The following is a 9043-nucleotide window of genomic DNA, read 5'->3' as shown; positions in this document are numbered from 1 at the left end:
CCTCAGTGCATAACTGGCATTTCTGGCATGCCGCTGGTTTTAATCATTCCGATGTAGTCATCGTGAAGCATCTCAAGCCCCTCTCGTCCAAAGGGTGACATCCTGAATCCGTCTTCTGGATCTGCTATTACCATGTTCTGGTACATGCGAAGGGCCATCATTGAACCCTTCTCCACGCCGTATTTCTCAATCGCGATACTTTCTACGTGGTTGGCAAGAGAAAAGCGTAGTGGGCCAGGATAGATACTCAGATCGCCTTTCTTACCCGAATAAATAACTGCGGTGTCGACTCCTTCGGACTCGTTAGGGATATCGATAGTGCCGTTCTTATCCCTCTCTTCGTTGATGAACACAGTTGCCACAAGCCAGCGCCACAGGATGAGTTCCTTCTTGACATACAAAGCCACCCAGCCAGAAGCCTCGGCATCCATAATGCAGGCTAACCAACGCAACCCTTCCGATGGTCGGGAGTCAAAACGCGGACCATCGAACTGTTTAACCGCGCCAGACCAGCCAATTACACGGTTCCCGATTTTGATGCCGTTTGGCGTAGCTTCTGGAATGTCGTATTTACTGCTCATCGAACACCCTCCGGCTTGCTGGACTGAAGTTCTTCGCGCTCTTTCACGTAGCGGTCATGCATGGCGTCCCATTTCTCGCACCACTTCTGCATATCGCGCTTACGAGCCAGGATGCGGCGCAGACGACGAACGCAGCGGTTATGTGCAAAAAGATATTGCTGTGTGTGTTGGCCCATACGATTCACGAGGACACCATTGCTGAAAGCAGGCTCATCTGGTTCGTTGGTATTCAATCCAGCCCGCCAAAATGTTTTGGTTACCATGTAGTGAGCAAGGTTGTTGAGCGCTGCCCTTCTGCTGAGGAAACGGCGCGAATACCCGTGCCTTGAAACGACATAAACGGGCTGCAACTCTTTGGCAAAAGCGCTGTCAATTGAGGTAGTGTTGATGCGTTTATCGTTCATTTCCGATCCTTAACTTTGTTGTATCGTTCATGCGTCATTACTTCCCAGTTCCGGCCATCGTCTTTCGATAACAGCCTCCAGCGCGGATTAACCTTCAGGCTGAGATACCCGGTCCTTCGCATACGTCGCGCATAGATTCGCTTTCGCCGGTATCGCAGCAGGACCTGCATTGCCTGCAGGTGTACGCGTTCAGGTATTCGAATTGCTGTCAGTGCCACCAGTAACCTCTTCAATGCGTAGCTCCATTTCGCGAGCCATTTCGATAAAAGTGTCCAGAGCGCAAATGTGTTCGTCTTCAAAAAGTCGGCGATCGCATGTGACACGACCGTTTTCGATATAAAGAACAACACGCCCGGTGAAATTCGGAGAGACATGCAGATCCACGTTGATGACTGGCAATGGTATTAGCGTGTCGCGATACATAACCATTTGTTGTGAGTCCATCAGTTAACTCCTCCACATACGTATTTCTCTTTCGCGTGTTTAATTAATTCCGCAAAAATCTCGTCAACAATCATCTTCCCGGTTTCGGTCAGATATTCGGCGTGTCCATTGATATCGACACTTTTTATATATGTCTGGCGAATAAAGGTTTCCGCCTCTGCTGCAAATTCAGTCCGCGCCTGTTTTTCGAAGCGCTGCAAAAGTTTTGACATTGATTCTTCGTTAATCTCGATAACCTGAATATTTCCATCAGGCATATTAACGGACAGGCAATAACCGCCAGTCTTGCGCTTCATTCGGCTTAATGCTGCAATAGCAATGCGACGGCGATAAATTTCAATGGTGTTATTTTTCACGTCGTTTTTCCTCTGCCTTCACCCAGATATCGATATCTGATGAGATGTTCAAAGCAAGACCAAGCAACTGCTCAGTCTGGAGAGGGTTCATTTCCTTAAAACAAAGATGCATCAGGTCCAATAGTTCATTAAGATTTCTGGATGAATTAGCTACATCTTCAATGCTGTCATCTGTTGATGGGTCCCACATATTTACCTCCCATATGCTTTGCGCAGAAAGAGGTTGGCAATATGCAGATAGCTACCACCGTAAGAGGCAATTAACCGCGCAGTCTTGTGTGCTGCTTTATCCTTAACGAATAACATAAATATCACCTCGCTGAAATTTGGTTGCACGTATCCCCACCAGGGATGGTGTGATTTAAACTACTTATTAATTAATTTAATTTTGTTTCGATGCTTTTCAGTAAGTCATGTACTTTAATCGTATTATCGAAAATAAGTGATGCCATCAGGCAATCGGCGTCATCACTGTCTTTTCCTGAAAAATATGATTCGTTATATACGTGAGCCAGTTCCCTGAGTTTTGCAGCGCTGACTGTGGCATAAAAAATATCATCGGCAATATCATCGCTATTCCCGATGGGGGGGGCTGAACTGCCTTTTCGCCTTTTGCTAACTCTTCGATATATGTGTAAGCTGTTTCACGGGTTTTATCGAAAGAGCGAATGAGGCAGGCTAAGCCGCAATCAGTTTCCTCATTCATTTCTTCGGTGTTTTTATAAATCATTTCCAGAAGAGTACTGCCTTCGGAAATCTGAGCGGCAATGTCATTAAGCATTTCTAATGGAGTTTTCATTTGAGTTTCTCCGATTCGTTCTTGCGGGCCTCATCTGCATAATTGCAAACAAACGCAAAGAGAACGTCGCTGATTTCACGATACCCATCATCGTCAACAGCAGATAGCAAGCTAGCAGTTTCAGTGATTAAGGATATATTCTTGAAAGCATCGCATGGGCGGATGGACAACCCCTTAAATGTTTTTATCGGTTCAACCATTTTCTATCACCTCTACGTTAACTTGATAGTTGAATGATAGAGGGTGCTATTGGTTATTGCAATAGGTAATTCTATTTGTGATGCTATTATTTTTTATGTTATTGATATGAAAATAAAAAAACAGCTATTAGTCCCTTGTGAATTGCAATGTGCGCACAATGCTGTGAAAGTACTGGGATTAATCCTGACAACCAAAGAGAGGGTAATGATGCGATTATAAGTTGTCTGGATTCCACGCCCAGAACTATTGTTCATATCATTCAAAACAATAACTATGGGATGCCGGAGAGACTGCGAGGGAGGTAAATAAAACCCGGAACGGTGGCCGGGTTGGAAACTATTCACTGGAAGATTCATTGCCCTTCCGCTGGATTACCCATGCTTTCTGTACGTCTGTGGCATGCTGCCGATCACCTTTCCAAATATGAATATTTTGTTCATCTCTTCTTTCTCGATCGGGTCCCATGGGCGATAGGTATGGTTGTCAGAGATAACCAATAGCTTATCTTTCATCTTTTGCAAACGCTTAACATGCGACGTATCGTCGTATATGAACGCGTAAATGCCGTCACCGTCAAAGTGCTGAACGCTTATATCGACGAAAAGTAGATCTCCAGGCTCAATTGTTCCAGACATGCTATCTCCACGAACGTTGATGATGCGTATCTGTTCCTGTTTTCGGCCATTAAACATTTGGCGCGCATCTTCAACCGAGTATTCCACGGAGCGTAACACCTCCACGAATTCGCTGTTAATTATTCCAGGCCCTGCACTAACCGTGAGGTCAAGTACGTCAACTCTGAAGATGTTTGGGTCTGTTTTGTTGGTAATTACGGAGGTCGGTTGTTGGGCATCGGCTCTCATCGGCCCAGTTCCGTTTGACAACCACTCCGAGCGAACACCCAAAGCATTCGCTATTTCAACTATTTTTGTTGTTCCTCTGGCATTGCCTGATGTTATGCGCCATATGGTTGGTTGCGCCATATCAGCTGCTTTGGCTAATTGCCCTTGGCTCATACCCATCTCACTCATTGCGTAGTTAAGTCTGTCAGCTAGTGTCTTAAGTTTACTCTCTTGCATTTTTATAGCCTCCGCTATCACATTTTAGCCTCGCATGATAAACAAGTCTATTGCTCATTCAAATAGCAATTGCTATTATTTGTCGATAGCAATCAAATGAAATGGGTAAAAAAATGAAATCAGCAATCGAGAGAGCTATTGATGCTGCTGGCGGGGTTAATGCTTTAGCCCGCGCAATCGGTATCAAACAACCATCTGTTTCTCGCTGGAGGAAGGTTGGTGTTGTTGGGGTGGATCATGTCCCTGATGTTGCAGCTTTGACTGGGATTCCCGCTCATGAGTTGAGACCCGATAAGCCAAAGCTTTTCCCGCCCCCGGGTAATGGGGTGTGACATGTCACGGCATGCTGGAGGAATCATGAATCACTCTGACTTCGTACGTAAATATTCATTCGATAACCCACTTCAGCGGTTGGTCATGCTTCGCATTTTGATGGGCGGATCCATGGATGGAGAAGGGGAGCGAGTAATCGATCATCAGGTACTTTACGAATTCTGTTGCTGCTCAAAGCAGGCAATGTTTAAGGAGATCAAGGCCCTTGAACGTGCAGGTTTCCTGAAAGTGAGAAAAATTGGTGCTCTCGATACCGGGCTTGCAGTTCGTCTTGAGCCAGCTCGCGGCTACACAATCACGCCAGTTCAGGAGTTTGTATGAGTAGCAAAATTCTCGGTAACGTCTGGGACGCGTGCGCAGCGCATGACATTAAGGGAGCCAAACTTGTGATTATGGCACGCCTGGCTGACTACTCGAATGATGATGGTGTCTGCTATCCGAGTGTTGAAACTATTTGCCGCCAGCTGGGGCTCGGGGAAAGCACGGTCAGGACCGCCATCGCAGAACTGGAGTCTTCCGGTTGGCTGCGTCGTGAATCACGCCGCAAAGGTAATCGCAACACGTCCAATCTTTATCATTTGAATGCCGACCGTCTCGAGACTCTGGCACGCATTGAGAAGGACAAAGTGGCAGCGCTGAAACAGCAGCGAAGGGCTAACGGTTTTCACCCGTCAGATTCTGAACCTTCAAATTCTGAACCTTCAAATTCTGAACCGTCAGATTCTGAACCGTCAGATTCTGGATGTTCAAGCGGTTTTCACCCGTCAGATTCTGACAAAAATGGCGTTTTCACCCGTCAGAATCTGACCCCAGATCCACAAGTAAATTCAAAACATGATCTACAAGTAAATTCAAAACAAGAATCACAAGATATTGGCGTGTGTGGCAAAGCATCTTCTGAACATCGCTCTTCCAAAGAGAACTATTCCAACGAGTTCGAGCAGGCTTGGCAGGCATACCCCAAGCGTGCTGGTGGAAATTCAAAAGCAGCAGCCTTCAAGGCCTGGAAAGCTCGGCTGAAAGACGGAGTTAAACCTGAAGACATGCTGGCAGGCGTTAAGCGCTATGCAGCCTACGTGCGCACCACTGGTAGCGTTGGCACGCAATACGTCAAGCAGGCGGCAACGTTCTTTGGACCTGATCGCCATTTCGAAGAAGCCTGGCAAACTCCATCCGCTCCCGGCGGTGGGCGTCGCAGTGCGCTTCCGGTATCTGGCTTCAGCGAACAGGATTACGGCCAATCAGACTGCAACTGGTAACAAGGGGAAACACAATGCTGAACATCAAACAACGCGAGGAAAGGGATTCGCTGCTGACGAAACGTGAAGGTCTTCGTGAAGAACTGGCTTTTTCTGTGGAACATAAAAAACCGTGGCAGTGGGGAAACTGGGAGTCAGGCGAAGTTCACGTCGTCTCCTGCGAAAAACATGGTGACTATGAGCGTATGTCGCTAACTGGAAAAGCGTTTCGTGGCGCCGAAAATGTTAAACATTCCCAGTGTCCGGACTGCGTGAAAGAGGAGCTTGCTGACATCGAATCTGGTTTGCGTGAATTACGTGTGGCAGATTTGATGGACAATGCGGGGATCGCTCGACGCTTTGAAGCATGTGAATTCGCTAACTACCAGGCTGTCAATCAGGATGCTGCCAAAAATCTCGCGGCATGTCAGCGTTACACCACCAGTTGGCCAGATCGCCTGAAGGCTGGAACCGGGCTCGTCATGACGGGAAATTGCGGCACCGGGAAAAATCATCTGGCCATATCCATGGCAAAAAGCATCATCCGCAATCACCTTGCAAGTGTGGAAATCACCGACGTTATGCGACTGACTCGAGCCGTGAAAAACACATGGCGCCACAGCGCAGAAAGTACCGAGGATGAAGTAATTGAACGTTTCTCATCTCTGGATCTGCTGATTATCGATGAGGTGGGCGTTCAGTTTGGTAGTCCGACTGAAATGACCATACTGCAGGAGGTTGTCAACGCCCGATATGAGAGCGTACTCCCTACAATCCTGATAAGTAACCTGACCTTTGAGCAACTCAAAGAGTCAATTGGCGAACGTATCGTAGATCGTGTTACCGATGGTGGACGTAACCGCCTGGCATTTGGTTGGGAAAGCTATCGTGCGATTGCTGGTGGAGTGGCTGCATGATGACTCCGGTATGGAGAAACGATGATCTGGAAGGTGCGGTAATTGGCGCTATTTTTCTGCGCAATACCGATCCTGAGGTTCTGGGCATTCTTTCCCGCCTGCCGGCGAGTGCATTCTCAGTCCGGCAGTATCGTGAAATTTATTCCGGCATCTGTCGACAGGCTCGTGGGATCGGAGTGATAGATCCATTGCTGCTTTGCGAAACCATGCCAGAGCACAGCGCAACCATTCTTGAATCCAGTCGTATCACTTGGGCGAAGTCAGCTCTGGATTATTACGTTTCCACACTGGAGCGTAATGCCGCTGTCCGCGATGCTGAGATGGTGGTTGAAAAGGCACTGGCAGGGATCCGCAATGCGTCCAACGGTGATAACGCTGTTGAGGCCCTGAAAAGCGCCCAGGATGCCATGGCCGCAATTTCTCTTACTCCCGATACCGTTCAGCCCGTACATATCGACGAGGTACTCACGGCCGTCGTCGAACGCGCAGATGCCAGACACCAGGGGTTGGATGTAGCAAAAACCTTGCTTACCGGGATTGACGAGCTGGACGCGAAAACCGGAGGGATTGAGCAAACCGATCTGGTCTTCATTGCCGCACGGCCATCGATGGGAAAAACAGAACTGGCGCTGGATATTATCGACAAGGTTTCAGAGCAGGGACACGGCGTACTGTTTTTCAGCATGGAAATGGCAAATATCCAGATTGGTGAGCGCATGGTGTCAGCAGCTGGTGGTATGTCGGTATCCCGACTCAAGGAGGTAGCAAAATTCCAGGATGAAGACTGGGCACGACTTTCAACCGGTGTTGGTCGCCTGACGGGCCGAAGTGTGTGGATGGTAGATGCCACAGATCTGACGCTTGAGCAGATCCAGCAAACGGCAACCAGCCATCAGATAGCCCATCCTGAAACTGCGCTGGTGGTTATTGATTACCTGTTACTTATTAAAATCCAGAGTGCAGCGCGTTATGACCTGGCTGTAGGTGAGTTGTCGAAGGGGCTAAAGCGACTCGCCAAAACAAACCGGACACCTGTGTTGGCTTTGAGTCAACTTTCACGTGGTGTTGAATCCCGTCAGAACAAACGTCCCATGAACTCAGACCTGAAAAACTCCGGTGAAATCGAGGCTGACGCTGACATCATCATGATGCTCTATCGCGACGAAGTGTATAACCCGGAATCTCCGGCAAAGGGGATTGCGGAAATCAACATCACCAAGCAGCGAAATGGTGTTCTTGGCACGGTATATCGGCGCTTCTACAACGGGCATTTCCTGCCGATCGACCAGGAAGAAGCAAAACGAAAATCAGCACCGATGCCTAAATCACAACCACGACGCTATTCAAAAGGTAATCAGACTGGCCATGCAGATTTTTAATATTACCCCAATGGGTAAGCCACGAATGACCCGGGCCGACAAATGGAAAACGCGACCAGCAGTTATGCGTTACCGGGCGTTCTGCGATGAGGTTAGGCTGAACAAGGTTGTTATGCCGGAAGCGGGTAGCCACATCACATTCGTTCTGCCAATGCCAAAAAGCTGGAGCCAGAAGAAACGCGCCACCATGAAAGGGCAGGCCCACCAGCATAAACCAGACGCCGACAACATGATCAAAGCGCTGATGGATGCCTTATTCGCTGATGATGCGCATATCTGGGACTTTCGCGTCACTAAGGTCTGGGGCGAAACCGGGCAGATTTTAATTTCTTCGATCGAGAGGGCCGCATAATGAAACTGGAAGCATCGCTAAAACATTTCAGCCCTCAGGGTATGCACATCAGCGACAGTGTGAAAGGAACTTCCCCGGATCGGATAACCGGCACTGATGTCATGGCGGCCATCGGCACGACCAGCAGCCGCGCACGGTTCGGACTGGCTGCTTTCTTCGGTAAGGCGGGGATCAGTAAGACGGATGAGCAACTGGCGGTTCAGGCGCTGGCGCGTCACGCGATGGACGTTGCACCGAAAAATGTGCGCAAAGCCGCTGGTGGTGAATTTGGCTGGAGCATGCTGGTACTGGCTCAGTTTGCCTTTGCTGATTACTCCCGTTCGGCGGCTACAAGCGTGACGTGTCACAACTGTGGTGGTACCGGACGAACAACTCGCGAGCAGGTTACCAGAAAGGTTTCGTACCCGTGGGGTAAGGCACCATACTGGGCTAGCCGTTCTCGTGCCGTTCGTCCGTCTGACTGGGAGCACTGGACAGAGGTAACAGAGGTTGTACCGGCAGTCTGCGATGTTTGCGAAGGCAAGGGAATTATCAGTGCTCGTTGCCGTTGCGGCGGTAAAGGGGAGGTGCTCGATCGCAGGGCCACGAAAGAGCATGGGGCGCCGGTGTTTAAAATCTGTGAGCGTTGTGGTGGTGAAGGGTATTTGAGAGTGTCTTCTGCGACCGTTCACCGCGCTATCCTCAAACGTCTACCGGACCTCCATCAGTCGTCGTGGTCCCGTAACTGGAAGCCGTTATATAAAATGCTGGTGGATGTACTGCACAAAGGAGAACGCCATGCAGCATCAGAATTCGAGAAGGCGACAAGTTATTAATACGATCGGAACAGATAGGGACGATTTTTTACACGTTAGCATTGACTTTGCATAAAATCGTCCTGTATGCTTCTAATCATGGATACATACATCCAAATGAAACTGATTATGAACCCTGCCAGTCGGCGGGGTTTTTGCTTTTCTG

16 protein-coding genes are annotated in these 9043 nt (G+C 48.7%); 7 read left to right on the top strand and 9 right to left on the bottom strand.

The window, feature by feature from the left end:
- Positions 1-2 precede the first annotated feature (2 nt).
- The 9 genes from C2U53_RS24705 to C2U53_RS24670 form a co-directional block, all read right to left on the bottom strand.
- Positions 3-581 (bottom strand): hypothetical protein, encoded by a 579-nt coding sequence (locus C2U53_RS24705; RefSeq protein WP_058588202.1) that lies wholly within the window; start codon positions 579-581, stop codon positions 3-5.
- Positions 578-985 (bottom strand): hypothetical protein, encoded by a 408-nt coding sequence (locus tag C2U53_RS24700; RefSeq protein ID WP_058588201.1) that lies wholly within the window; start codon positions 983-985, stop codon positions 578-580. Before C2U53_RS24700 ends, C2U53_RS24705 begins: the two co-directional genes overlap by 4 nt.
- Positions 982-1203: a hypothetical protein gene (locus tag C2U53_RS30480; protein WP_227657190.1), complete on the bottom strand. Its 222-nt coding sequence runs from the start codon at positions 1201-1203 to the stop codon at positions 982-984. The genes C2U53_RS24700 and C2U53_RS30480 overlap by 4 nt, the downstream gene beginning before the upstream one ends.
- Positions 1175-1429, bottom strand: coding sequence for a hypothetical protein (locus C2U53_RS24695; RefSeq protein WP_104446609.1), 255 nt, complete (start codon positions 1427-1429; stop codon positions 1175-1177). Before C2U53_RS24695 ends, C2U53_RS30480 begins: the two co-directional genes overlap by 29 nt.
- The gene (locus C2U53_RS24690) at positions 1429-1785 is read right to left on the bottom strand and encodes a hypothetical protein (RefSeq protein ID WP_104446608.1); all 357 of its coding nucleotides are present in this window, start codon (positions 1783-1785) and stop codon (positions 1429-1431) included. Before C2U53_RS24690 ends, C2U53_RS24695 begins: the two co-directional genes overlap by 1 nt.
- A complete protein-coding gene (locus C2U53_RS24685) occupies positions 1775-1975 on the bottom strand; it encodes a hypothetical protein (protein WP_046481461.1) in 201 nt (66 codons plus the stop codon). Before C2U53_RS24685 ends, C2U53_RS24690 begins: the two co-directional genes overlap by 11 nt.
- Positions 1976-2236: 261 nt before the next feature.
- A complete protein-coding gene (locus C2U53_RS24680; RefSeq protein ID WP_246876138.1) occupies positions 2237-2584 on the bottom strand; it encodes a hypothetical protein in 348 nt (115 codons plus the stop codon).
- On the bottom strand, positions 2581-2784 hold the full coding sequence (locus tag C2U53_RS24675) for a hypothetical protein (protein ID WP_046481459.1): 204 nt from the start codon (positions 2782-2784) through the stop codon (positions 2581-2583). Before C2U53_RS24675 ends, C2U53_RS24680 begins: the two co-directional genes overlap by 4 nt.
- Before the next feature lie 372 nt (positions 2785-3156).
- On the bottom strand, positions 3157-3864 hold the full coding sequence (locus tag C2U53_RS24670; RefSeq protein WP_046481458.1) for a helix-turn-helix transcriptional regulator: 708 nt from the start codon (positions 3862-3864) through the stop codon (positions 3157-3159).
- A gap of 113 nt (positions 3865-3977) precedes the next feature.
- Here C2U53_RS24670 and C2U53_RS24665 point away from each other — a divergent pair, with 113 nt between their 5' ends.
- Genes C2U53_RS24665 through C2U53_RS24635 form a run of 7 tightly spaced genes read left to right on the top strand, consistent with a single transcriptional unit; the run spans position 3978 to position 8898 of the window.
- A complete protein-coding gene (locus C2U53_RS24665) occupies positions 3978-4196 on the top strand; it encodes a carph-isopro domain-containing protein (protein ID WP_046481457.1) in 219 nt (72 codons plus the stop codon).
- A gap of 25 nt (positions 4197-4221) precedes the next feature.
- Positions 4222-4518, top strand: coding sequence for a hypothetical protein (locus C2U53_RS24660; RefSeq protein WP_032635108.1), 297 nt, complete (start codon positions 4222-4224; stop codon positions 4516-4518).
- On the top strand, positions 4515-5456 hold the full coding sequence (locus tag C2U53_RS24655; RefSeq protein ID WP_104446607.1) for a helix-turn-helix domain-containing protein: 942 nt from the start codon (positions 4515-4517) through the stop codon (positions 5454-5456). Before C2U53_RS24660 ends, C2U53_RS24655 begins: the two co-directional genes overlap by 4 nt.
- 14 nt (positions 5457-5470) lie before the next feature.
- Positions 5471-6352 (top strand): ATP-binding protein, encoded by an 882-nt coding sequence (locus C2U53_RS24650; RefSeq protein WP_046481455.1) that lies wholly within the window; start codon positions 5471-5473, stop codon positions 6350-6352.
- Positions 6349-7731: a replicative DNA helicase gene (locus C2U53_RS24645; RefSeq protein ID WP_104446606.1), complete on the top strand. Its 1383-nt coding sequence runs from the start codon at positions 6349-6351 to the stop codon at positions 7729-7731. The genes C2U53_RS24650 and C2U53_RS24645 overlap by 4 nt, the downstream gene beginning before the upstream one ends.
- Entirely contained in the window at positions 7718-8083 is a 366-nt protein-coding gene (locus C2U53_RS24640; protein ID WP_099433526.1) for a RusA family crossover junction endodeoxyribonuclease, read from the top strand. The genes C2U53_RS24645 and C2U53_RS24640 overlap by 14 nt, the downstream gene beginning before the upstream one ends.
- Positions 8083-8898, top strand: coding sequence for an antitermination protein (locus C2U53_RS24635; RefSeq protein ID WP_099433525.1), 816 nt, complete (start codon positions 8083-8085; stop codon positions 8896-8898). Before C2U53_RS24640 ends, C2U53_RS24635 begins: the two co-directional genes overlap by 1 nt.
- Positions 8899-9043: the final 145 nt, after the last annotated feature.

The organism is Citrobacter sp. CFNIH10 (genome assembly GCF_002934585.1).
GTDB classification, from domain to species: domain Bacteria; phylum Pseudomonadota; class Gammaproteobacteria; order Enterobacterales; family Enterobacteriaceae; genus Citrobacter_A; species Citrobacter_A amalonaticus.
The sequence above is the reverse complement of the archived record's forward strand: the minus strand, read 5'-3'. Positions and strand labels throughout refer to the sequence as shown.